This is a genomic window from Zoogloea sp. LCSB751 (assembly GCF_002028455.1).
Classification (GTDB): Bacteria; Pseudomonadota; Gammaproteobacteria; order Burkholderiales; family Rhodocyclaceae; genus Zoogloea.
The window spans coordinates 12884-35438 of the sequence record NZ_MWUM01000013.1 but is presented as its reverse complement, the minus strand read 5'-3'; the positions used below and the strand labels follow the sequence as shown (position 1 = coordinate 35438).

At 67.5% G+C, this 22555-nt stretch carries 18 protein-coding genes; 9 read left to right on the top strand and 9 right to left on the bottom strand.

The genetic code is table 11. The annotated features are described in order from the left end of the window. Window positions 1-27 precede the first annotated feature (27 nt). The 7 genes from ccmA to B4920_RS15150 all read right to left on the bottom strand — a co-directional run bounded on the left by ccmA (window position 28) and on the right by B4920_RS15150 (window position 8496). Window positions 28-642: a cytochrome c biogenesis heme-transporting ATPase CcmA gene (gene ccmA / locus B4920_RS15180; protein ID WP_079435549.1), complete on the bottom strand. Its 615-nt coding sequence runs from the start codon at window positions 640-642 to the stop codon at window positions 28-30. A gap of 113 nt (window positions 643-755) precedes the next feature. Continuing rightward, a complete protein-coding gene (locus B4920_RS15175; protein WP_139379521.1) occupies window positions 756-1463 on the bottom strand; it encodes a hypothetical protein in 708 nt (235 codons plus the stop codon). A gap of 84 nt (window positions 1464-1547) precedes the next feature. Beyond that, on the bottom strand, window positions 1548-2324 hold the full coding sequence (locus B4920_RS15170; RefSeq protein ID WP_079435548.1) for a trans-aconitate 2-methyltransferase: 777 nt from the start codon (window positions 2322-2324) through the stop codon (window positions 1548-1550). Between the two features lie 186 nt (window positions 2325-2510). Next, a complete protein-coding gene (locus tag B4920_RS15165) occupies window positions 2511-2906 on the bottom strand; it encodes a GNAT family N-acetyltransferase (protein ID WP_079435547.1) in 396 nt (131 codons plus the stop codon). A gap of 4 nt (window positions 2907-2910) precedes the next feature. Further along, the gene (locus tag B4920_RS15160; protein ID WP_088179480.1) at window positions 2911-3420 is read right to left on the bottom strand and encodes a GNAT family N-acetyltransferase; all 510 of its coding nucleotides are present in this window, start codon (window positions 3418-3420) and stop codon (window positions 2911-2913) included. A 94-nt stretch (window positions 3421-3514) separates the two neighbouring features. Further along, a complete protein-coding gene (locus B4920_RS15155) occupies window positions 3515-7105 on the bottom strand; it encodes an indolepyruvate ferredoxin oxidoreductase family protein (protein ID WP_079435545.1) in 3591 nt (1196 codons plus the stop codon). Between the two features lie 164 nt (window positions 7106-7269). After that, window positions 7270-8496: a methyl-accepting chemotaxis protein gene (locus B4920_RS15150; RefSeq protein ID WP_079435544.1), complete on the bottom strand. Its 1227-nt coding sequence runs from the start codon at window positions 8494-8496 to the stop codon at window positions 7270-7272. Between the two features lie 242 nt (window positions 8497-8738). Between B4920_RS15150 and B4920_RS15145 the strand changes: the two genes are divergently transcribed. The 4 genes from B4920_RS15145 (at window position 8739) to ubiA (ending at window position 12917) form a co-directional block, all read left to right on the top strand. Continuing rightward, window positions 8739-9119 carry a RidA family protein gene (locus B4920_RS15145; RefSeq protein WP_079435543.1) on the top strand — a complete coding sequence of 127 codons (381 nt, stop codon included), beginning with the start codon at window positions 8739-8741 and terminating at the stop codon, window positions 9117-9119. A 14-nt stretch (window positions 9120-9133) separates the two neighbouring features. Next, window positions 9134-11227, top strand: coding sequence for an ATP-dependent DNA helicase RecG (recG, locus tag B4920_RS15140; protein ID WP_088179482.1), 2094 nt, complete (start codon window positions 9134-9136; stop codon window positions 11225-11227). A 296-nt stretch (window positions 11228-11523) separates the two neighbouring features. Beyond that, window positions 11524-12039, top strand: a complete 516-nt coding sequence (locus B4920_RS15135) for a chorismate lyase (protein WP_088179479.1) — start codon at window positions 11524-11526, stop codon at window positions 12037-12039. Beyond that, a complete protein-coding gene (gene ubiA / locus B4920_RS15130; protein WP_079435540.1) occupies window positions 12036-12917 on the top strand; it encodes a 4-hydroxybenzoate octaprenyltransferase in 882 nt (293 codons plus the stop codon). Before B4920_RS15135 ends, ubiA begins: the two co-directional genes overlap by 4 nt. Window positions 12918-12920: 3 nt before the next feature. Here the strand turns inward: ubiA and waaA are convergent, their stop codons facing one another. After that, complete coding sequence (waaA, locus tag B4920_RS15125; RefSeq protein ID WP_079435539.1) at window positions 12921-14198, bottom strand: lipid IV(A) 3-deoxy-D-manno-octulosonic acid transferase; 1278 nt, start codon at window positions 14196-14198, stop codon at window positions 12921-12923. 188 nt (window positions 14199-14386) lie between these two features. On the opposite strand from waaA, the gene B4920_RS15120 reads away from it, so the two are divergent. From B4920_RS15120 to B4920_RS15105, 4 genes are read left to right on the top strand one after another with little or no spacing between them, the layout of a single operon-like run. After that, on the top strand, window positions 14387-15394 hold the full coding sequence (locus B4920_RS15120; RefSeq protein ID WP_079435579.1) for an NAD-dependent epimerase: 1008 nt from the start codon (window positions 14387-14389) through the stop codon (window positions 15392-15394). 1 nt (window position 15395) lies between these two features. Beyond that, on the top strand, window positions 15396-16223 hold the full coding sequence (locus B4920_RS15115) for a glycosyltransferase (RefSeq protein ID WP_079435538.1): 828 nt from the start codon (window positions 15396-15398) through the stop codon (window positions 16221-16223). Further along, window positions 16220-17080: a DNA ligase gene (locus tag B4920_RS15110; RefSeq protein WP_254050954.1), complete on the top strand. Its 861-nt coding sequence runs from the start codon at window positions 16220-16222 to the stop codon at window positions 17078-17080. Before B4920_RS15115 ends, B4920_RS15110 begins: the two co-directional genes overlap by 4 nt. Continuing rightward, window positions 17077-18042, top strand: coding sequence for an NAD-dependent epimerase/dehydratase family protein (locus B4920_RS15105; protein ID WP_079435536.1), 966 nt, complete (start codon window positions 17077-17079; stop codon window positions 18040-18042). Before B4920_RS15110 ends, B4920_RS15105 begins: the two co-directional genes overlap by 4 nt. Window positions 18043-18079: 37 nt before the next feature. Here the strand turns inward: B4920_RS15105 and B4920_RS15100 are convergent, their stop codons facing one another. Continuing rightward, on the bottom strand, window positions 18080-19513 hold the full coding sequence (locus tag B4920_RS15100; RefSeq protein ID WP_079435535.1) for a DUF2142 domain-containing protein: 1434 nt from the start codon (window positions 19511-19513) through the stop codon (window positions 18080-18082). Between the two features lie 253 nt (window positions 19514-19766). On the opposite strand from B4920_RS15100, the gene B4920_RS15095 reads away from it, so the two are divergent. After that, entirely contained in the window at window positions 19767-22547 is a 2781-nt protein-coding gene (locus B4920_RS15095) for a glycosyltransferase (protein ID WP_079435534.1), read from the top strand. The last annotated feature ends 8 nt before the right edge of the window (window positions 22548-22555 follow it).

Sequence of the window (22555 nt, the reverse complement as noted above, 5' to 3'; positions counted from 1 at the left end):
GCACGTTCGCCCCAACGGTGACGGATTTCATCGGGTGAGCTCCAGGCGGGCGCCGTTGCCCTGCAGTTGCACCGCCTGGTGGCTGGTGAAGATCAGCATGCCGCCGCGGCCGATGTGTTCGTCGAGAATGCCGCACAGCATGTCCACGGCGCCGACGTCGAGGGCCACGAAGGGCTCGTCGAGGATCCACAGGCGGGCCTGGCCGCACAGCAGGCGGGCCAGCGCCACGCGGCGCTTCTGGCCCTGGGACAGTACGCGGCTGGGCAGGTCCTCGCGGCCCTTCAGGCCGATGCGGCGCAACGCGGCCAGGGCTGTTGCCTCGTCAAGGGGGCGGCCGCCCACGGCTGCGGCGGTCTGCAGGTTTTCGAGGGCCGACAGGTCGTCCTTGATGGCCGGCGCATGGCCCAGGTAGAGCAGGCGGGCATGGAAGTCGTCGCGCACCTCGGCAACGGGCCGGCCTTCCCATTCGATGTGCCCTTCGGCGGCCGGCGACAGGCCGGCGAGGATGCGCAGCAGGCTGGTCTTGCCGGCCCCGTTGGCGCCCTCCACCTGCAGCCATTGGCCGGGCGCGACGGCGAGATCCACACCGGAAAACAGGCGGCGGTCACCGCGGACACAGGCGAGGCCGTGGGCTTGAAGCATCGGAAGGGCGAAACCGGGAAATCGAGTCGGCGCATTCTGCCCGACCCCCCGAAGTGGGTAAACCGGTTACATCAAGCAGAAGTGCTGGCGCCGCACAGGCTGCGGCGACCGAATCAGTGGCGGGCGGTGCTGGCGTAGCCCTCTGGCACCAGCGTGGACGATGCCGCCGCCGTTTCCCCGGTGGCTGCAGGTTCGGTGGGGGGCGTACCGTCGGCCTCGCCGATCTCGAGGATCTCGCTCACCTGGCGGGCCAGCGCGCGGCAGGCGTTGCCCAGGTTGGTCGGCAGGCCGTCCGGGACGTTCTTCTGCAGCAGCAGCTTGGACGCCGACAGGCTGATCACCGGGTTGAGGATGCGGTGCTTGTGGGCGCCGAGGATCTGCGCCACGTTGCGGTCGGCGGCGTCGCGCTGCCAGGCGTTGGTGGGCCACTGGGACGGCAGCGCGTAGGCGCGCGGGAAAGTCTCCAGGTCGCGCAGCACGGTGCGCAGGTCTTCGTGGGAGTCGCGGAAGGGCAGCAGCACGATGTCGGCGAGGCTGTCGAGCATGCGGTCCACGTCGGCCCGGTTGCCGCCGCCATCGACCACGCCGACCCAGTGCTCCATCGCCCGCAGCTTGCCGACCACCCGGTTGAGGGCCTCGGGGGTGCGCGCATCGGCAATCGCGTAGCGACGTCCTTCCGGCGCCAGCGGCTCGCGCGACGTGTCGGTCAGCACGCAGGCGGAACGCTGGCCGAGCAGGCCGAAGCCCTGGCACAGAAGATGGGACAAGGTGGTCTTGCCAGTACCGCCCTTGTTGCCAATGATGCAGATGATCGGGGACATGGTTGAAACCTCTCGCAATGGTGCAAGGCGCAATGGCGCCATTATTCGCGCATTAACGGGAAAGATGCGGCCGGAATTGAGGGCTCATCGGCCGGTATTTCGCATTTTTCCGCCAAGACCGGGGCCGGCCGGCAGGTAGCAGTACAGCCGCGTGCGCCGGCGGTCGTCCACTTCGACGACCGTTTCGGGTTCGACGCCGGGTACCGGGAAGCTGTTGCTGATCAGCAGGCTGCCGGGGCGCATTTCCGCGCAGGCCTTCTTCCAGACGGCGGCCATCGGTACGGGAGACAGGAAAGCGTACACCACATCGTAGTCCGCCCACGGGATTTTCCAGAAGTCGCCGCGGGCCAGGCTCACGTTGGGTTGGCGGCGGGACAGCAGGCGCGACAGGGCATAGGTGGCAGGGGCCGACTCGAGCCCTTCGAAACGACAATCGGGGCGCAGGCGGGCCAGCGGGCGCAGCAGCGCGCCGGTGCCGCTGCCCAGGTCGAGCAGCATGGCCGGGCGGCCTTGGGGCAGCAGTGCGGCCACCGCCTCGGCAGTGTGGCGGTTGGACAGGTAGAGCGGCACCTGGGTGCGGAAGCTGCTCCAATAGACCAGCGCGCAGAAGACGAAGGCCGCCAGATACCACGCCGGGGCGATGCCCAGGCTGAGGGCGCCTACTACCAGCGGCGCGAAGCCCAGGTGGATCCAGCGCCACCACGGGGCGCTGCGCAGCAGGCTCGCCGTACCGGCGGCAGCCACGGCCTGCACCGCCAGCACCGGCGCCAGGCCGGTCGGCAAGAGGCCCGCCTGGGCGCTGCCGTAGGCGATGGCGGTTCCGGCGAGTTGGGCGAGGAGGGCTTTCAGGAACGGAGGCATGGCAGGCGCGGGGGCGGCGGGCGCAACAGGCCGGAGTTTAGCCGACGGAAGGCCCACCAGCTCGTGGCGGGTGTCGCACGTGATGGTAGGAAGTGGCTGCGGACGAATCCGTGGGGGCGAATTCATTCGCTCTCCGCAGGTCCAGGATCTTCCGCGGGCGAATGAAGTCGCCCCCACAGGCCGCTGTCAGCGTTGGCGGCGGAGGACGAAGCCGTTGTCCAGCTTCTCGAAGCCGAGCCTGGGGTAGTAGTCCATTGCGCCAGGGGCGGACAGCAGCACGATGGAGACCTCGTCGCCGACGGCGGCCTGCACGCGGGCCACCAGCTCGCGGCCGATGCCCCGGTGCTGGAAAGCCCGGTCCACGGCCAGGTCGGACAGGTAGCAGCAGTAGCTGAAGTCGGTCAGTGCCCGGCATACGCCGACCAGCTGCTCGCCGGACCAGGCCGAGACGACCAGATTGGCGTTGGCGAACATGCGGGCGATGCGCGACAGGTCGCCGGTCGGCCGCTTGATGCCGGAGGCGTCGAAGAGGCGGGCGATGTCCGCGGCGGGGAGCGGCGTGTGCAGGCGGTAGTCGATCATCGGCTTACGGGATCAGCGAGTAGATGGAGGCGGCCAGCGGGCCGTCGGCAAGCGCCAGGCGGTTGCGGGCGACCCCCTCGAAATGGGCGCCGGCCTTGCGGGCCACTGCCTTGCTGCGGTCGTTGCCTTCCGCGATGACGATCTCGATGCGGGTCAGCCCCAGTTCCTCGAAGCCGAATTCGGCCAGGCGCTGCACCGTCGTCACTGCAACGCCCTGGCGCTGGCGGGACTCCCGCACCCAATAGCCCAGGTTGCAGAAGTTGTACAGGCGGTTGAACTGGTTGAGGCCGGCAACCCCGAGCAGGTCGATGCCGTCGGCACTGAAAATCCCGAATTCGTAGGCGCTGCGGTCGGCACGCGCCCGCGTGCACTGGTCTATCCATTCCGCCGCGCGGGCCGGGGAGTAGTCCGCCGTGCACCAGGGCATCCAGCGCCCGACGGTGGCGAGGGATTCGAGGGCGGCGGCCGACAGCGCATCGGCATCGGCGGGAAGCAGGGGGCGCAGGGTCAGCATCGACAGGGTTTGCGGAGAGGAACACGCCGAAAGCATAACAGCGGCGGCGCCTCTCCGTCCGGCATGGCTTCCGGCGGGGATTTCGGGTTGCCGCTCAGGCTGCCCGCGACCCGCTGCCGGCCTTGCCCTCCCACTGAGCCCACAGACTGCTGCGCTGCTTCTCCGCCCAGCCCAGCGAGGCCGCCTTGATGTGGCCATAGCCGCGCACGTGGTCGGGCCATGCGGCGATCTGCGCGGCCAGCGTCAGCCTGTCGGTGGACAGGCCGCCCAGCAGGCGCGCCACGTCCTGTTCGTACTCCACGATCAGCGCCCGCTCGGCCTTGCGGTCCGGGTGGTAGCCGAAGACGTCGAAGGGCGTGCCGCGCAGGCGGCGCAGCTTGGCCAGCCACTTGAAGCCGCTGCGCATCCACGGCCCGAAGACCCGCTTGGCGATGCGCCCGGAAGCCGGGTCGGGGTGGGCCAGGAAGGTCGGGGCGAGGTGGAAGCGCACCGCGAAGTCGCCGTCGAAGGCGGCGCCGATGGCATCCCAGAAGGCCGGATCGCCATACAGGCGGGCCACTTCGTACTCGTCCTTGTAGGCCAGCAGCTTGAAGTAGTTGTCGGTCACGGCGCGGGCGAGCCGTTCGCCACCCAGCAGACCTTCGGCGGCGCGTACGCGGGCCAGCAGCTCGGTGTAGCGGCGCGCGTAGGCGGCGTCCTGGTAGTCGGTGAGGATCGCCGCCCGGCGGGCGATGCGTTCGTCGAGGGTTTCCGGGCGGATCGGGATGACCGGCGCCGGGATCACCTCGCGCTGCACGGCAGCCAGGTCCACCGCGGCGCGGCGACCCCACAGCAAGGCCCGGCGGTTCATCGCCACCGCGGCGCCGTTGAGTTCGATGGCCTTGTCGAGGCTGGCCTCGCTGACCGGCACCCAGCCCTTCTGCCAGGCGTAACCGAGCAGGAACAGGTTGGTGGCGATGGCGTCGCCGAGCAGGCGGATGGCCAGTTGCTGGGCGTCGAGGAAGTCGCAGCCGTCGCGCCCGACGGCCTCGGCGATGGCGGCTTCCATCTTGTCGAGGGGGAATTGCCAGTTGGGGTTGCGGGTGAATTCGGAAGTCGGCGTCTCGGTGCAGTTCACCACGCCGCGGGTGCGCCCGACCGCCATCTTGGACAGCGCATCCACGCTGGCGGTGACTACCAGGTCGCCGCCGATCACCGCGTTGGCCTCGCCGGCGGCGATGCGCACCGCGTGCAGGTCGTCCGGCCGGTCGGCGATGCGTACGTGGCTGAACACCGAGCCGCCCTTCTGGGCCAGGCCGGTCATGTCGAGCACGGTGACGCCTTTGCCGTCCAGGTGGGCGGCCATGCCGATCAGGGCGCCGATGGTGATGACGCCGGTGCCGCCGACGCCGGTGACCAGGATGCCCCACGGCTCGCGGGTGGCCGGCAGCGTCGGGGCCGGCAGCGTCGGGGCCGGCAGCGGGCCGAAGCGGCTGTCGTCGGTCTGCATGGCCTTGCCCTTGCGCAGCTGCCCGCCCTCGATGGTGACGAAGCTCGGGCAGAAGCCGTTCATGCACGAGTAGTCCTTGTTGCAGGCCGACTGGTCGATCTGGCGCTTGCGGCCGAAGTCGGTCTCCACCGGCAGGATGGCCATGCAGTTGGATTCGCGCCCGCAGTCGCCGCAACCTTCGCACACCGCTTCGTTGATGAACACGCGGGTCTGCGGGTCGGGGTAGCGGCCGCGCTTCCTGCGCCGGCGCTTCTCGGCGGCACAGGTCTGGTCGAAGACCAGGGCCGACACGCCGGCCAGCGTGCGCAGCTCGCGCTGAATCACGTCCAGTTCGTCCCGGTGGCGGATCGGCACGCCGTGGGGGATGTCGGCCACGTGCCAGGGCCGGTCGGTGCCGTCGGTGACGAGGACGATGGTGCTCACCCCTTCGGCCTGCAGCTGGCGGATCAGCTTGGGTACGGTGAGTTCGCCGTCCACGGGTTGGCCGCCGGTCATCGCCACCGCGTCGTTATAAAGGATCTTGTAGGTGATGCCGCTGGTCACTCCAGGCTTGTTGAAGGCCGCCACCGCCTGGCGGATCGCCAGCAGGCCGGAGTGGAAGTAGGTGCCGTCACCGAGGTTGGCGAAGATGTGCGGCTCGTCGGTGAAGGGCGCCTGGCCGACCCACGGCACGCCTTCGCCGCCCATGTGGGTGAAGGCTCCGGTCTTGCGGTCCGGCATGAAGGTGGCCATGTAGTGGCAGCCGATGCCGGCCAGCGCGCGGCTGCCTTCGGGCAGCACGGTGGAGGTATTGTGCGGACAGCCGGGGCAGAAGGTCGGTACCCGGTCGATGGCGAAGACCCGCTGGGACAGCGTCGCCTCCTTGGCGTGCAGGAAGGCCAGGCGGGCGCGGATGCGTTCGGACGTGAAGAAGCGTTCGATACGGCTGGCGATCACTTGGGCGATCATCGCCGGCGTCAGTTCGCCGGCTGCCGGCAGCAGCCATTCGCCGTGGTCCACGGTGGCCCGGCCGTCCGCGCCGAGGGTGGTGAGGATCGCCCATTCGCCCTTCTCGTCGAACTTGCCGATGACCCGCGGGCGCACGTCCTCGCGCCAGTTGTAGAGCTCTTCCTTGAGCTGGTATTCGATCAGCTGGCGCTTCTCCTCGACGACCAGGATCTCTTCCAGTCCCTCGGCGAAGTGGCGCACGCCCTCGGCTTCCAGCGGCCACACCATGCCGACCTTGTAGAGGCGGATGCCGATCTGGGCGGCGAGGGCCTCGTCGATGCCCAGGTCGTCGAAGGCCTGGCGCACGTCGAGGTAGCTCTTGCCGGCGGTGATGATGCCGAGCCGCGGCTGCGGCGAGTCGATGACCACCCGGTTGAGTCCGTTGGCGCGGCAATAGGCCAGCGCGGCGTACAGCTTGGCGTGGAGCAGGCGCTTCTCCTGCACCAGCGGCGGGTCCGGCCAGCGGATGTTGAGGCCGTCCGGTGGCAGCGCGAAGTCGGACGGCTCCCGCGTGACGACGCGTAGCGGATCCACGTCCACCGAGGCGGAGGTCTCCACCGTGTCGGCCAGCGCCTTGAAGGCCACCCAGCAGCCCGAGTAGCGCGACATGGCCCAGCCGTGCACGCCGAAGTCGAGATATTCCTGCACGCCGGCCGGGGCCAGCACCGGCATCATCATCGACTTGAAGAAGTGGTCGGTCTGGTGCGGTAGCGTGGACGACTTGGCGGCGTGGTCGTCGCCGGCGATCACCAGCACGCCGCCGTACTTCGAGCTGCCGGCTGCGTTGGCGTGGCGGAACACGTCGCCGCAGCGGTCCACCCCCGGTCCCTTGCCGTACCACATGCCGAACACGCCCTGCACGCGGGCCTTCGGCGACAGGGCTACCTGCTGGGTGCCCCACAGTGCGGTGGCGGCCAGGTCTTCATTGACGCCGGGCTGGAAGACGATGTCGTGGCTGGCCAGGTGGTCCTTGGCCTTCCACAGGGTCAGGTCGAGGCCGCCCAGCGGCGAGCCCCGGTAGCCGGATACGAAGCCGGCGGTCTTGAGCCCGGCCGCCCGGTCGCGGTCACGCTGGATCAGCAGCAGGCGCACCAGCGCCTGGTAGCCGCTGAGATAGACCCGCCCGGAGGTGGCGGTGTATTTGTCGTCCAGCTGCGCCGCGGAGGCGCCGGAGGTGGATAGCACGCGGACGGGATCTTGCTCGGCCATGGTGGTTTCCTCGCAAAAATCGTGTTCTTGATCCGCTCGCGGCGCGGGCCTTGTGGGCCGTGCCGCCGAGGTGCTGCAGGCAAGTCGGGGCGCGCTGATGGGCGCGACTTGACGGTTGGATTATCCGCGCGGCGAGGGGTTCCGGCGTGACATCCGGCGCAAGCTCAGAACAGATCCACTGCGCCGGCGCTGACGGCGGTCTGGCTCACCGCCTCGAAGCGGATCTCCTGGGCGGAGCGGGTCGAGTCCTCCAGCAGCAGGTTGAGGGTCGCGTTGCGGCGCTGGATGCGCGCCACGCCGTCCCGCTCCTCCACGTCCCGGTGGGCGTCGAAGAAGCCATGGGCGTAGCGGCTCATGAAGTCGGTGTGTTGGCGCAGCTTGTCGAGCACCTGGCTGACGATGTCCTCGAACTGCATCGACAGCACGCCCTGCATGACCAGCCGGTGGATTGCCTCGGACACCTCGTTGATGCGGCGTGACTGTTCGGCGGCGCGGGCGGTGAGTTCGCGCATCTCCTGGCCCAGTGCTTCCACGTTGGCCTGGGACGATTCCGCCTGGCTGATGTCGGTGGATGTGGTGACGTCCACCGCAGCGCCCACGTCGTCGATGGCGGCGTGGATCTCCCGCAGCAAGCCGTCGATCTGGTCGCTGAAGTTCTCGGTACGTTGGGCCAGCTTGCGCACTTCGTCGGCGACCACCGCGAAGCCGCGCCCGGCCTCGCCGGCGCGGGCCGCCTCGATGGCGGCGTTGAGGGCCAGCAGCTCGGTCTGGCTGTTGATCTGGTTCACTTCGGTCATCAGGCGGGTCACCGCATCCACCTTGGCGCGCATGTCGGTAAAGCGGCGGGCGATGTCGGTGCCGCTGGCCTGGAGCTGCTGGACGGTGGCGACGAAGTCGCTGATCGCGGTGTGGGTTTCGGCGGTGAAGCGTTCGATGCCGCCGTTGTGGGTGGCTTCATCCTGGGTGGCGGCGAGGGCCACCAGTTCATCGGCCAGGTTGCGCAGGGAGTCCTGGTGTTTGCCGCCGTCGCCGGTCAGGCTGCGATGGAGGTCGCCGACCGCGCTGCTGAAAACGTCCTGCATCTGCGCCAGGGATTCCCGCAGGCGCTGGTACTGGGCTTCGCTGCTGCCGGCGATGTTGGCGCAGAGGGCGTCGTATTCACGCACGCTGTCGTCGATGCGCCGGGTCTGGGCCAGTTTGTTGGCGCGGGCGTGGCCTCTCGCCCGATGGCTGATCGCGATGGCGACCACCAGCACGGCCACGGTGCCGCAACCCAGCGCGTAGTTGAGCTCCGACGGGCCGCCGAGGGCGACGGAAACCATGCTGGCGACGGACAGGGCGATGCCCGAGAGAGTGGCGATGTCGTCGGCGCGGAGGGACGAAGCGTGCATGAAGTAGGCCGGCGTGGAGTGCCGGCGATGTGCAGTGGGAGGCCGACTTTACGGCTGGCTATGACAAAAGTTATAGACCTGGCTCAAATTTTTACCTTTTGGCGAATCTTGATTTGTTATAGCTCGTGTCGTGGGGGCCTGGTGTTCCGCATCGCGTGGAGGCATGTGCGGCGCCGCGGCAGGGTAAACTCTGCGCCACGCGACTTTTCGCCGGCTTGCCGGCACTTTTTCGGAGCACGCCCATGTCCAAGCAGATCATCGCCACCTCCAACGCCCCCGCCGCCATCGGCACGTATTCCCAGGCCGTGAAGGCCGGCAACACGGTTTACCTGTCCGGCCAGATCGGCCTCGACCCGGTTTCCATGCAACTGGTGGACGGCTTCGAAGCCCAGACCGTACGCGTCTTCGAGAACCTCAAGGCGGTGGCCGAGGCGGCCGGCGGTTCCCTGGCCGACGCGGTCAAGCTGAACATCTACCTGACCGACCTGGCCAATTTCGCCAAAGTGAACGAAGTCATGTCCCGTTACTTTGCCGAGCCCTACCCGGCTCGCGCAGCCGTCGGCGTGAAGGAACTGCCCCGCGGCGCGGTCGTCGAGGCCGATGCGGTGCTGGTGCTCGGCTGAGTTCGAGCTTGCCCGTGGAGTCCGCCGCCGCCACGCCACCATCTTCTGCCGCTCCGGCGAAGAAGCCGGCGGTGCGCGGCTGGCCGGGCGTTGGCCCGCAACTGGCCGAAAGGCTGGCGAAGATCGACATCTTTTCGCCGGCCGACCTGATCTTCCACCTGCCGCTGCGCTACGAGGACGAAACCCGCCTGACCCTGCTGGCCGATGCGCGCCCCGGCGTGCCGGTGCAGTGCGAGGTGGAGGTGCGCTCCTGCGAGGTCACGCCGCCGCCGCGCCGCCAGTTGGTGGCGCACGCGACCGACGCCAGCGGCGAGGTGATGCTGCGCTTCGTGCATTTCTATCCGAGCCAGCAGAAGCAGCTGGCGGTCGGCGCCCGCCTGCGCGTCTTCGGCGAACTGCGCGACGGCTTCTTCGGCGCCGAGATGATTCACCCGCGCATCAAGCCGGTGGCCGCCGGCGAGCCGCTGCCGGAAAGCCTGACGCCGGTCTACCCGACCACCGCCGGGCTGGCCCAGTCGGCGCTGCGCAAGCTGGTGGCCGGGGCGCTGCGCCACAACGGGATCCGCGACGAGCTGCCGGACGAACTGCGTCGCCGCCTCAATCTGCCGTCCCTGCCCGACGCGCTGAGCCTGCTGCACGCGCCGCCGCCGTCGGTGTCGATCCTCGACATCGAGGACCGCGGCCACCCGGCCTGGCAACGGGTCAAGCTGGACGAGCTGCTGGCCCAGCAGATCTCCCTGCGCCGCGCCTATGCCGCCCGGCGCGCCAAGAACGCGCCCAGCCTGCCGCTGCTCGACACCCTGACCCGCGATCTGCTGGGGCAGCTGCCCTTCGCGCTGACCGGCGCCCAGGCCCGTGCCTTTGCCGAGATCGCCCGTGACCTGGCTTCCGACCATCCGATGCAGCGCCTGTTGCAGGGCGACGTGGGCTCCGGCAAGACCTGCGTGGCTGCGCTGGCCATGCTGCAGGCCGCCGAGAGCGGCCGGCAGGCGGTGCTGATGGCGCCGACCGAGATTCTCGCCGAGCAGCATTTCCGCAAGCTCGCCGCCTGGTTGGCGCCGCTGGGCATCGAGGTGGCGTGGCTGTCCGGCAGCCGCAAGAAAAAAGAGCGCGAGGCGACGATGGCCCGCCTCGCCAGCGGCGAGATCCTGCTCGCCGTCGGCACCCATGCGCTGATCGAAGACCCGGTGGCGCTGCCGCTGCTCGCGCTGGCGGTGGTGGACGAGCAGCACCGCTTCGGCGTGCGCCAGCGTCTGGCCCTGCGTGAGAAGGGGCAGGCCGGCGAATCGCCGCACATGCTGATGATGTCGGCCACGCCGATCCCGCGCACGCTGGCGATGAGCTACTACGCCGACCTCGACGTTTCGGTGCTGGACGAATTGCCGCCCGGCCGTACGCCGATCATCACCAAGCTGATCAAGGACGAGCGCCGCGACGAGGTGATCGCGCGGGTCCGCCACGCCTGTGTGGCCGGGCGCCAGGCCTACTGGGTGTGCCCGCTGATCGAGGAGTCCGAGGCGCTGCAGCTGAAGACCGCCCAGGAAACCTACGAGATGCTGTCGGAAGCTTTGCCCGATCTGCCGGTGGGCCTGGTCCATGGACGCCTGAAGAACGACGAGAAGTCGGCGACGATGGCCGCCTTCGTGGCCGGCGACATCAAGGTGCTGGTGGCGACGACGGTCATCGAGGTCGGCGTCGATGTGCCCAACGCCAGTTTGATGGTCATCGAGCATGCCGAGCGCTTCGGCCTCGCCCAGCTGCACCAGCTGCGCGGGCGGGTCGGCCGCGGCGTGCATGAGTCGGTGTGCATCCTGCTGTTCGCCCAGCCCCTGTCGCAGACCGGCCGCGAGCGCCTGAAGGCGATCTACGAGAACACCGACGGCTTCGTGATCGCCCGCGAGGATCTGCGCATCCGCGGCCCCGGCGAGTTCATCGGCGCCCGCCAGAGCGGCGTGCCGCTGCTGCGCTATGCCGACCTGGAAGAGGACGCGGTGCTGGTGGACATCGCCCGTGAGCTGGCCGAGGAGATCCTGCGCGACGCCCCGCGCGTCGCCGATGCCGTCACCGCCCGCTGGTTCGGCGGCCGGGCGGCGCTGTTGAAGGCGTGAGTCCCAATCCAGGCCCGATCCGTTGGGGCCTCTGTGGGATGCCTCTAAGGGATCTTTGTGGGATCTTTGTGGGATCTTTGTGGGATCTTTGTGGGGGCGAATTCATTCGCCCTCTGCTGGTGGATTGACCACCGCGGGCGAATGAATTCGCCCCCACAGGTTGCCCCAGCGCCAGGCCGTTGGGGTGAATGGCAATAGCCCCCGCGCGGCTCGCCCACTACAATACGGCCCGCTTTCAATCGTATTGCTGCTTTCCGATGACCCTCGCCCATTTCCCGGGCCGTGACCCCTTTCGTATGGCTGCCTGGCGCGCACCGCGCGGCATGCGCGGCTGGCTGACCGACGACAGTTCGCTGACGGCCCGCATCCGTGCCCGCTGCGGGCGGTTTTCCCTCAAGGTGGTGAGCCAGGGCAAGGGCGTCGTGCTGCCCGACGAGATGGCGGCGCTGGGCGTGCATCGCCACGGCAACCTGTGGCAGCGGGAGGTCTTGTTGCTGGCCGACGGTGAACCGGTGGTGTTCGCCCGTTCGCTGGTGGCCGGTACGGCGATCCCCGCCGCCTGGCATCTGCTGCGCCAGCTGGGCGGGCGGCCGCTGGCGGCGGTGTTGTTCGACGACCCTCGGGTGCGCCGTTCGCCGCTGGAGGCGGCCCGCCTGGATGCCCGCGATCCGCGCTGGCACGACGCGCGGCATGCCACTGGCCGGCCGGCATTGCCGCCGCTGTGGGCGCGCCGTTCGGTCTTTCACCGTAGCGGCTCGCCGCTGTTGATCACGGAAGTCTTTCTACCCGCAATCGGGAACCTGGCGCCATGATGAGTCTGACCTTTTCCGAACGAGTCTCCGAATACGGCAAGCTGATGCGGCTCGACAAGCCCATTGGCACTTTGCTGCTGCTGTGGCCAACGTTGTGGGCACTGTGGGTGGCTGGAGAAGGGCGGCCGTCGCCGCTGGTGGTGGCGATCTTTGCAATTGGAACCTTGCTGATGCGCTCGGCGGGCTGCGTGATCAACGACTACGCCGACAAGGACTTCGATGGCCACGTGGAGCGCACCCGCAACCGGCCATTGGCTGCCCGGCGGGTCGCCCCCAAAGAGGCGCTGTTGCTGGCTGCTGGCCTGTCGCTGGTGTCTCTTCTGCTGATCCTGCCGCTCAATGGGCTGACCATCGCCCTCAGCGTGCCGGCGGTGTTCCTGGCCGGCAGCTATCCCTACACCAAGCGTTTCCTGGCGATCCCTCAGGCCTACCTGGGCATCGCCTTCGGCTTCGGCATTCCGATGAGCTTTGCCGCGTTGCAGGGCGAGGTGCCGGCGGTGGCGTGGGTGATGCTGGTCGCCAACGTGTTCTGGGCGGTGGCCTACGACACCGAGTATGCGATGGTCGATCGTCCGGACGACCTCAAGATCGGCATCAAGACCTCGGCGATTACTTTCGGTCGCTACGATGTGGCTGCCGTGATGACCTGCTACGCGGTGACGCTGGCGCTGATCGGCTGGTCCGGCCTGCACACCGGCCGCGGTGCGCTGTTCCTGGCCGGGCTGGCGGTGGCCGCGGGCATCATGGTCTATCACTACACGCTGATCCGCGAGCGCGACCGGCCCAAGTGCTTCAAGGCCTTCCTGCACAACAACTGGGTCGGTGGGGCGATTTTCGCCGGTTGGGTGCTGGACTACCTGTTGGCGTCCGTTCAGTAAAACTCAGCGGCGCTGGCGTGCCGCGATGAGGGGCGCCAGCAGTTCCACGGTGCGTGCGGTGGCGCCCCGGTGAGCGCGGGCAAAGCGGTGCCCGGCTTCGCCGATGGCCTGGCGGCGAACCGGGTCATCGAGCAGTGCAAGTGCGCTGTGCAGGCCGGCTTCGATGTCGCTGGCGCGCAGCGCGGCACCTGCCTCGATGGCCTGCTCGCAGACCGCCGTGAAGTTGAAGGTGTGCGGGCCGACGATCACCGGGCAGCCGACCGCGCTGGCCTCGATGGGGTTCTGCCCGCCGAGCTTTTCCCACGAGCCGCCGATCAGCGCCACGTCGGCGGCAGCGTAGTACGCATACATCTCGCCCATCGAATCGCCGAGCCATACGCGGGTGTCGGTGGCCAGCGGCGTTTCGTCCGAGCGGCGCTGCATGGCGAGGCCGCTGCGTTTGACCAGGCGGGCGACGTCGTCGAAGCGTTGCGGATGGCGCGGCACGATCACCAGCAGCACATCCGGCGGCGCCAGGCGGGCGAAGGCCTCGAGTTGCAGCCCTTCCTCGCCCTCGCGGGTGCTGGCGGCCAGCAGCACGCGGCGTTGGCCGAAGCAGGCGCGGAAGCGGGCGCCCAGTTCCAGCATGGCCGCCGGAGCCTCGATGTCGAACTTGATGCTGCCGGTGACCGTCGCGCTGGCGGCGCCCAGTTCGGCCAGCCGATGGCGGTCGCCCTCGCTCTGGGCGCCCACCCTGGTGAGGTGGGCGAAGGCGTCGCGGGCCAGCCGGCCGATGCGCCGGTAGCCACGGGCCGAGCGCTCCGACAGGCGAGCATTGACCATCGCCAGCGGCGTGCCGCTGCGCCGGCAGGCTTCCACCAGGTTAGGCCACAGTTCGGTTTCCATCAGGATGCCGATGTCCGGGTGGTAGCGGCGCAGGAAGCGCCGCACCGCCCACGGGAAGTCGTAGGGCAGATAGACGCTCTGCACCCGCGGCGCCAGTTCGCCGAACAGTTCGGCGGCGGTGGCGCGGCCGGTGGGCGTCATGTGGGTCAGCAGCACGCCGTGTTCTGGGTAGGCCTCGAGCAGCGCGCGCAGCAGCGGTGCGCAGGCGCGGGTTTCGCCGACCGATACCGCGTGCAGCCAGATCAGCGGTCCGGCGGTGCGCGTGCGGTAGCGGCCGATGCGTTCGCCCAGGTGACGCAGGTATTCGGGCTGGCGGCGCGCGCGCCAGGCAAGGCGCAGCACGATCAATGGTGCGGCCAGGTACCAGACGGCGGTGTAGAGGAGGCGAGGAATCAAGGGACGCAAGGGTCGGGCAGAGGCGGCAGTATAAAGTCGTAGCAGAACGCACGGATAGGGCAGAGCGCCGATTTACCCTGCCATGTGGGCGTGCGAAAATGCCGGACTATTGGCTGATTTATTCGTGCGTCCTTTTTCCGGCGGCGCAGGCCGGCCCCGCTTTCAACTACCCAGGCGTTCCCGCAACCATGAAAATCCTCCTCACCGGTGCCGCAGGTTTCATCGGCATGCACACCAGCCAGGTCCTGCTGGGCCGCGGCGATCAGGTCGTCGGCATCGACAACCTCAACGACTACTACGACGTCCAGCTCAAGCACGACCGCCTGGCCCGCCTCACGTCCCACGAGAACTTCCGCTTCGTGAAGCTGGATGTGGCCGACCGGGAAGGCATGGCAAAGCTGTTCGCCGAAGAGAAGTTCGACCGCGTCATCCATCTGGCGGCCCAGGCCGGCGTGCGCTACTCGCTGGTCAATCCCCACGCCTACGTGGAGAGCAACCTGGTCGGCTTCATGAACATTCTGGAAGGCTGTCGCCACAACAAGGTGCAGCACCTGGTGTATGCCAGCAGCTCCAGCGTGTACGGTGGCAACACCAAGATGCCGTTCTCCGAGCACGACAGCGTCGATCACCCGGTCAGCATCTACGCCGCCACCAAGAAGGCCAACGAGCTGATGGCCCACACCTACAGCCACCTCTACGGCCTGCCCACCACCGGGCTGCGCTTCTTCACGGTGTATGGCCCGTGGGGCCGGCCCGACATGGCCCTGTTCCTGTTCACCAAAGCGATCCTCGAAGGGCGTTCGATCGACGTGTTCAACCACGGCAAGATGAAGCGCGACTTCACCTATATCGACGACATCGTGCAGGGCGTGATCAAGACCCTTGACCACACCGCCGAGGCCGACCCGGCCTACAACGCCGATCAGCCGAACCCGGGCCGCAGCAACGTGCCCTACCGGGTCTTCAACATCGGCAACAACAACCCGGTAGAGCTGATGGCCTTCGTCGAGGCCATCGAGGACGCCCTGGGCAAGAAGGCCGAGAAGAACTTCCTGCCGCTGCAGGACGGCGACGTGCCGGCGACCTACGCCAACACCGACGAACTCAACGCCTGGACCGGTTTCGTTCCGGCCACGCCGGTGCCGGTGGGTGTCGGTCGCTTCATCGAGTGGTATCGCTCCTATTACAAGGTCTGATTTGAGCTGCGGCGCAACGGCGCCGGTCGATGGCGCCGCGGGCGGGCGCCTGTCGGTCGCCATCGTGCTGTATCACCCGCAAGCCGAGCTGCTGCGGTCGACAGTCGATTCCCTGGCTGAGGCCGCCCGCCGGGCGGTGGTGGTGCCGAGCCTGTTCCTCATCGACAACGGCGGCAGCGAAGCCGCGCTGGCGGCGCTGGACATCCCGCCGGAATGGCCGTGCCGGGTCTATCGCGGCCATGGCAACCCCGGCTTCGGGGCCGGCCACAACCTGTGCCTGGACGAGGCCGGCGACGTCCACCTGATCCTCAACCCGGATGTGGAACTGGCGGCGGACGCCCTGGCCGAAGCGCTGGCCTTCCTCGACGCCCATCCCGAGTGTGGCCTGCTGGCGCCAGCGGCGCGCTGGGACGATGGCCGTGTCCAGTATCTGTGCAAACGGCCGCCGGCAGTGTGGGACCTTTTCCTGCGCGGTTTTGCGCCGGGCTGGCTGAAGCGCGCCTGCGACAGCCGCCTGGCGCGCTACGAGATGCGCGACGTGATCGGCGAACGGGTGGTGTGGGACCCGCCGATCGCCAGCGGCTGCTGCATGTTCGTGCGCGGCGAGGCGCTGCGCCGGATCGGTGGCTTCGACCCGCGCTACTTCCTGTACTTCGAAGATTTCGACCTGAGCCTGCGGCTGGCCCGGTTGATGAAAATTGCATATGTGCCGGCGGTGCGGATCGTGCATCATGGTGGCCATGCCGCCCGCAAAGGGAGGCATCACATCCAACTCTTCGTACGTTCGGCATGGCGATTCTTCCAACTTCACGGCTGGCGCTGGATTTGACCGCGGTTTCGCGGCCGCGCCGCAATTTCCTGGTGGGCACGGCAGCGCTGCTGGCCCATTCCCTCGTCTCGGCCGACGGGCCGCCCGCACCGCCCCTGTTGCTGGCCGAAGTCCTGCGCGGCGAGGTGCCCCTCGAGCGCTACTGGGTCAGCGAGAAACTGGATGGCGCACGCGCCCTGTGGGACGGCCGGCAGCTCCGTTTCCGCAGCGGGCGGGAGGTGGCCGCACCGGCCTGGTTCCTGGCCGGCCTGCCGCCCGAACCGCTCGACGGCGAGCTGTGGATCGCCCGCGGCCGCTTCGAGCAACTGTCGGGTACCGTGCGCCGCCTGCAGCCGGTGGATGAGGAATGGCGACGGGTGCGCTACATGGTCTTCGAACTGCCGGGCGGCGACGGCGACTTCACGCAGCGCCTGGAGCGTCTGCGCGGCATCGTGGCCCGTGCGGCGGTCCCGTGGCTGGCGGCGGTGGAACAGTTCCGGGTGGCCGACCGGGCCGAACTGGACGCCCGGCTTGCCGCAGTCGTCCGGGAAGGCGGCGAGGGCCTGATGCTGCACCGGGCCGATGCGCCCTACCTGACCGGGCGCAGCGACGTGCTCCTCAAGCTCAAGCCGCAGCTCGACGCCGAGGCGCGGGTCATCGCCCATCTGCCCGGACGCGGCCGCCTGACCGGACTGCTGGGTGCGCTGGAGCTTGAAACGCCGACCGGTGTGCGCTTCCGTGTCGGTAGCGGTTTCACCGACGAGGAGCGCCGCAATCCGCCACCGGTTGGCAGCGTCATCACTTATCGTTACCGGGATCTGACGGCGGCCGGCGTGCCGCGTTTCGCCACGTATCTGCGGCGGCGGGAGACGTTTTGACGCCGGCGTCCGTGCTGGTGACCGGTGGCCGGGGTTTCATCGGTCGCCATCTGGTCGACGCGCTCCGGCGTGACGGCGCATCCGTGCGGGTGCTCACCCGTGCAACGCCGCGCCCGGACGTTGGCGAGGTGGCGGGAACGCTGGCCGATCCGCTGGCGCTGGCGCGGGCCTGCGAGGGCGTGGACACGGTCTTCCACTGCGCCGGCCATGCCCATGCATTTTCGGCGAGCGGCGCCGACGAATCCCGGTTGCACCGGGAGGTCAATTACGAGGGCAGCCGGCGTCTGGCCGAGGTGGCCGCAGCGGCTGGCGTCCGCCGGCTGGTTTTCCTGTCCAGCGTGAAGGCCAGCGGAGACGGCGGGGAGGCCTGCATCGATGAGGATTGTCCGCTGCCGCCGACCACGCCCTACGGGCAGGCCAAGCGGGCCGCCGAAGAGGCTCTGCTCGACATCGGCGGTGCGGCCAGCATGCACGTCACCGTCCTGCGTCCGGCGCTGGTCTATGGCGCCGGTGGGCGCGGCAACATGGAGCGGATGGGGGCGCTGGTGCGGCGGGGTCTGTTTCCGCCCCTGCCGGAGACTGGCAACCGGCGTTCCCTGGTGCATGTAAGCGACCTGGTCGACGCCATGCGTCGGGTGACGGAAGATGCGCGGGCGGGGGGCCGAACCTACATCGTCGCCCACGCCCAGGCGCCGTCGGGGCGCCAACTTTACGACGCGATGCGCGCTGCGCTGGGCTACCCGCCGCGCGGCTGGGCGGTGCCCCGCTCGATGCTGGAACTGGCCGCCTGGCTGGGCGACAGGGCGGGTGCGCTCGTCGGTCGGCGCATGCCCCTCGACAGCGAAATCGTCGACCGTCTCCTGGGCTCCGCCTGCTATTCGCCGCGACGTATCGAGCATGAGCTGGGCTGGCGGGCGCAGGTCGGGCTCGAAGCGGGGCTCGCTGATATGTTCGGCATGTGAGCAGCGGGCCAGCGGGTGCCCGGGCCGGGGTGTCGCCTCATGGAATCTTCAGCGTGATGATGCTGCCGGGATCCTTTTTCTCGACCAGGAAATAGCGCTCAACCATCAGGGTGGCCGTTGCTTCGAGCGAATAAGCCGTCATGCATGCCAGCGCTATGGCGGCAATTTTTCGTGCCCGGCTGCTGCAAAAACGGGCGCTGCCACTCAGGGCATATATGAAGACAATGGCCGGGGCGACGAAATACCTGCCCTGGATTCCGGCAATCACGTTCGGCATCAACGGGTTCCAGGTCAGCAGCAGCGCAAGGAATACAAATATCGCCGATGTTGCCGCAATGAATAACAGAAAGACCTGGCGGGCGATGCCTTGCCGCGTCTTGTCCAGCGATAGGGAAAGCAGGGCAATGACCTGGATGAAAAGCACGATGGTGGCATAAAAATCCAGGGTGAAATAGGTGTCGAGCCAGCCGAGTACGCCGATGAATGACTGGGTGTAAAACTCGGCCAGTTTCTCATCCTGAATTGTCGTGAGAATGAGCTGGATAACCGACCCGGGGCGCTCGGCATAAAAGTGGATGATGCTGCCGGTGCTGGCCCCGGGGTTGGCAAGGGCAATATAACTGGCCTTTATCGAGAGGGCCGTCCATGCAATGGTGCTGGCCGTAAGTGCGAAGAAATAAATAAGGGCGCTGCGGTTCCTGCTGGAAAAATAGATGAAGAGCGGAAGGGCGATCAAGGGCAGCATGTGGATGCGGCTTGTCGCGACAATGAACAGGCAGGCGCACATCCCATGCAGGAATGCGGCCGGCGAGTCGGTCTTGTCCCGGGAGCTCAGCCGCACGAACAGGCTGAGGGCAAGTATCGTCAGCGCTGTCGTGAAACCGTCCAGGCTTGCCGACAGCAATTGCAGCAGATTCATCGGCAGCACCAGCAGGGCGGGTAGCAGGGGGCTGGCCGGAAATACCGCGAAAGCCAGCACCAGTACGGCCAGGGTGCTGGCGAAAGTGATGACCCGCGTCAGCTTGTAGGTGTCGTGGATGCTCAGATCCAGCTGTTCTCCGATGCTGAGCCCCATCGCCTGGGGCAGGTAGGCCGCCGGAAAGTAATAGCCGGTTCCCGGGGCCGGGCTGAAGGTGCCGGCGTGGGCCCATTTGATCTGTTCGCCGGCCCGTTTTTCTTCCTGGGAGAATTTGTTGGCCGCTGTATAAGGAAGAGTCTTGTAAACCTCGAAATACGCGAGGAGTCCATTGTCGATATCGCTTCCCGCATATTGCTGGCCGGGAGGGTGGCTCAGGAATATCCGGCCTTTGGAAAGCATGTAGGCGCGCTTGACATGCGAAAACTCGTCGGGGGATTGAAATGGTGGAATGAGCGCCTGAAAAAGAAGTCCGATGAGCAGGATTGCTGCAACAAATGCCGCGGTCCAGGGCTGGATTGTTATGGTGGTTAGTCTTTTCAGGCTGTTATTCATGAGGGTGGATCTTGATCGTGTTCTTATTTGCTTTTTTATTTTGACCAAATGGTCGCTGCAAAGTATCAGGCGCCCGGAGTGGGCGCTGCGGACGTTTCGGTGCCCGCACGGCGCCCGACATCAGGCTGCATGGATGTTGGTATAATTATATCCACTGCGCTTTCGATGGCGCTTTTGATGAAAACCGAGGCGTGCATCCCCAGGCCCCCGACTCCAGATCCGCGGGCTGGTGCGCCGACTTGTGATCGTTCCCATGACTTTGTCCTTAAGCTCGAAGCTTGTTTCCATCATCATCCGCAGTACCGACCGGCCCGAGCTGGACGATGCCCTCAGGTCGGTCGCCGCGCAAACCTGGCCTCACATCGAGGTGCTGGTCGTCAATGCCCGGGGGGAAGGGCATCGCGCGCTGGCTGAGCACTGCGGCCGCTTTCCGCTGCGGGTCGAGGGAACGGGCGCAAGGCTGGTGCGCAGTGCCGCCGCCAACCTGGGGCTGGAGCGGGCGCAGGGCGAGTACCTGCTGCTGCTCGACGACGACGACTGGCTGGAGCCCGAGCATGTGGAGCGCTTGGTCGCGCAACTCGAAGCGCAGCCGGATGTGGCGGCGGCCTATGCGGGCGTGCGCTGCGTGCGGGCCGGCGAAGATGGCGGGTGGGAAACCATCCGCGTCTACAACGAGGCCTACGATCCGGCCCGCCTGATGGTCGAGAACACGATTCCCATCCATGCGCTGCTGTTCCGCGGTCGCCTGGTGGCGGAGGGGTGTCGTTTCGACGAGAGCTTCGACCTCTTCGAGGACTGGGATTTCTGGCTGCAGCTGGCGGCGTTCGGCCCCTTCGCGCACGTGGACGCCATCGGAGCGAGTTACCGTATTCATGGCAATGCAGGGCTGGGCGTCGTTGCCGACGAGGGCGATGCCGTTGCGGCGCTGAAGCGCCTGCTGGCCAAGTGGGGGCCGCGCTGGACGCCGGCGCAATTGCAGAGCCTGGTGGCCCGCGACCGTCATCTCGCACACCTGTTGACGGAGGCCCAGGCCCACGACCTGGAACTGCAGAAGGAACTGGAAGCGGCCCTCCTCAAGCAATCGGCGATGCAGACGGCCTTTCAGGAGCAACTCGGTCGCCTGCAGCGCAAGTCGGCGGAGCTGGAGAGCCAGCTCGGCGACGCCCAGCGCGATGCGGCCGAATGGCACCGCCGCCACGACTGGATGGAGGCTTCCCTGTCCTGGCGCCTGACCGCTCCGTTGCGGCGTGGCAACGAGCGGCTCGGCCGGCTGCGTGGCCAGGTCAAGGAAACACTGTGGCATTCCGCCCTGTGGGTGTATCGCCAGAACGCGTTGAAGCCGGTGATCGCACGCATTCCCTTTGGCCTCAAGCAGCGCATGCGCGGCTTCCTGCGCCATGAAGCACCACGGGCCGCGCTGCCGGCCACGCCGCCGTCGGGTGAGCTGGTGGTCAGCATCGTCATCCCGGTGTACAACCACGCCGATTACATCGAGCGCTGCATCGCCAGCGCCCTCGATCAGACCTATCCCCACGTCGAGGTCATTGTCGTCGATGACGCTTCGCCGGATGGCCGCGTGCGCGAGATCCTCCAGCGCCTGGAGGGGCATCCGCGCCTGAAGGTGATCTACAACGAATCCAACGGGGGCATATCCCGGGCGCAGAACCGCGCACTGGTGGCGTCCTCCGGCTTGCTGATCGGCTTCCTCGATTGCGACGACTACCTGACGCCGGACGCCGTCGAACGCTGCGTGGCCGCCTGGCATCCGGGCATCGTTTATCTGCATACCGGCCGCATCAACATCGACGAGAACGACAAGGAAGTAAACCGCATCTCCTTTGAGCACCTGCCGCGCCAGGATTACTTCGCGGAGAACCTCGAGCGGATGTTTGCGACCCATTTCAAGGTCATCCGGCGGGATGCCTTTACGAAAGTCGGCCTGTTCGATCCGCGCTTCGACTCGGCGCAGGATTACGACATGCTGATGCGCATCGCCTTCCATTACCCGAGCGGTGCTTTCCTGCATCTGCCCGAGTTCGTCTATCACCACCGCCTGCATGCACGCCAGGCGACGGAACGGATGAACTCCCACCAGCAATGGTCGACCACCACCATCCAGAACGAGGCGCGTACCCGCCAGGGCATCCGCAACGGTGAATTCGACCGTTTCCTGTCGATCATCATGCTGTCCTTCGGCAAGCAGCGCCAGACGCTGGAAGCCCTTGAAAGCCTGCGTGAGACCGTGCGCGTACCGCACGAGATCATCCTCTTCGACAACGGCTCCGACGCGGCGACGGTGGACTTCATCAAGACCGAGATCGAAGGCAGGTTCCCGACCCTGAAGGTCTTCTACAACGACAGCAACCTCGGCCCGGCGGCCGGGCGACGGGAGGCGCTGAAGCTGGCCAAGGGTGACTGGTTCATCGTCTTCGACAACGACGAGATCGCCGAGCCGGGCTGGCTGGAGGAACTGCTGGTGCGCGCCCGTGCCCATGAAAACGTGGGGGCGGTGTGCTGCCGGGTGGTGTTCCCGAACCGCAAGCTGCAGTTCTCCGGCGGCTACATCGCCCACCTCGACGACGAACTCATCGACCTCAAGCTGTACGATCAGGAGGCCAGCATCGACGATCTGGCCACCGCCGAATTCCGCGATCTCGACTGGTCGCCGATCGGCGCGACGCTGTTCCTCGACAACCCCGCGCCGCTGCTCCACGCCGGCTATCCCAACGTGTTCGAAGATGCCGGGGTCTCGATGGCCCTGCGCCGCCAGGGCAAGTGTCTGCTCAACAGCCCGGGCTCATGGGTCTGGCACGAGCATTACATCTTCCGCAAAGACGTGGACATGAAGGAGCGCTATCTGCAGAGCCGCTACGATCCGAAGAAAATGCTGATCAGCGTGGCCTCCTTCTACCGGGAAAACGGCCTGATCATCCAGGACGAGTACATCTGGCGCGAGAACGGCCTGTTCGGCATGCCGCGGGATCGCGTCAAGGCGCTGCTTTCCGAGCAGCCCGAGACGACGTCCAGTGTTTGACGGGCTGG

Coding starts and splice junctions, on each gene's coding strand:
- B4920_RS15155 (WP_079435545.1), bottom strand. CDS start 7,105: ATGGCCGAGCAAGATCCCGTCCGCGTGCTATCCACCTCCGGCGCCTCC.
- B4920_RS15095 (WP_079435534.1), top strand. CDS start 19,767: ATGACTTTGTCCTTAAGCTCGAAGCTTGTTTCCATCATCATCCGCAGT.
- B4920_RS15165 (WP_079435547.1), bottom strand. CDS start 2,906: ATGATCGACTACCGCCTGCACACGCCGCTCCCCGCCGCGGACATCGCC.
- B4920_RS15135 (WP_088179479.1), top strand. CDS start 11,524: ATGGCTGCCTGGCGCGCACCGCGCGGCATGCGCGGCTGGCTGACCGAC.
- B4920_RS15170 (WP_079435548.1), bottom strand. CDS start 2,324: ATGCCTCCGTTCCTGAAAGCCCTCCTCGCCCAACTCGCCGGAACCGCC.
- ubiA (WP_079435540.1), top strand. CDS start 12,036: ATGATGAGTCTGACCTTTTCCGAACGAGTCTCCGAATACGGCAAGCTG.
- B4920_RS15145 (WP_079435543.1), top strand. CDS start 8,739: ATGTCCAAGCAGATCATCGCCACCTCCAACGCCCCCGCCGCCATCGGC.
- B4920_RS15160 (WP_088179480.1), bottom strand. CDS start 3,420: ATGCTGACCCTGCGCCCCCTGCTTCCCGCCGATGCCGATGCGCTGTCG.
- B4920_RS15100 (WP_079435535.1), bottom strand. CDS start 19,513: ATGAATAACAGCCTGAAAAGACTAACCACCATAACAATCCAGCCCTGG.
- B4920_RS15120 (WP_079435579.1), top strand. CDS start 14,387: ATGAAAATCCTCCTCACCGGTGCCGCAGGTTTCATCGGCATGCACACC.
- B4920_RS15175 (WP_139379521.1), bottom strand. CDS start 1,463: ATGTCCCCGATCATCTGCATCATTGGCAACAAGGGCGGTACTGGCAAG.
- ccmA (WP_079435549.1), bottom strand. CDS start 642: ATGCTTCAAGCCCACGGCCTCGCCTGTGTCCGCGGTGACCGCCGCCTG.
- B4920_RS15150 (WP_079435544.1), bottom strand. CDS start 8,496: ATGCACGCTTCGTCCCTCCGCGCCGACGACATCGCCACTCTCTCGGGC.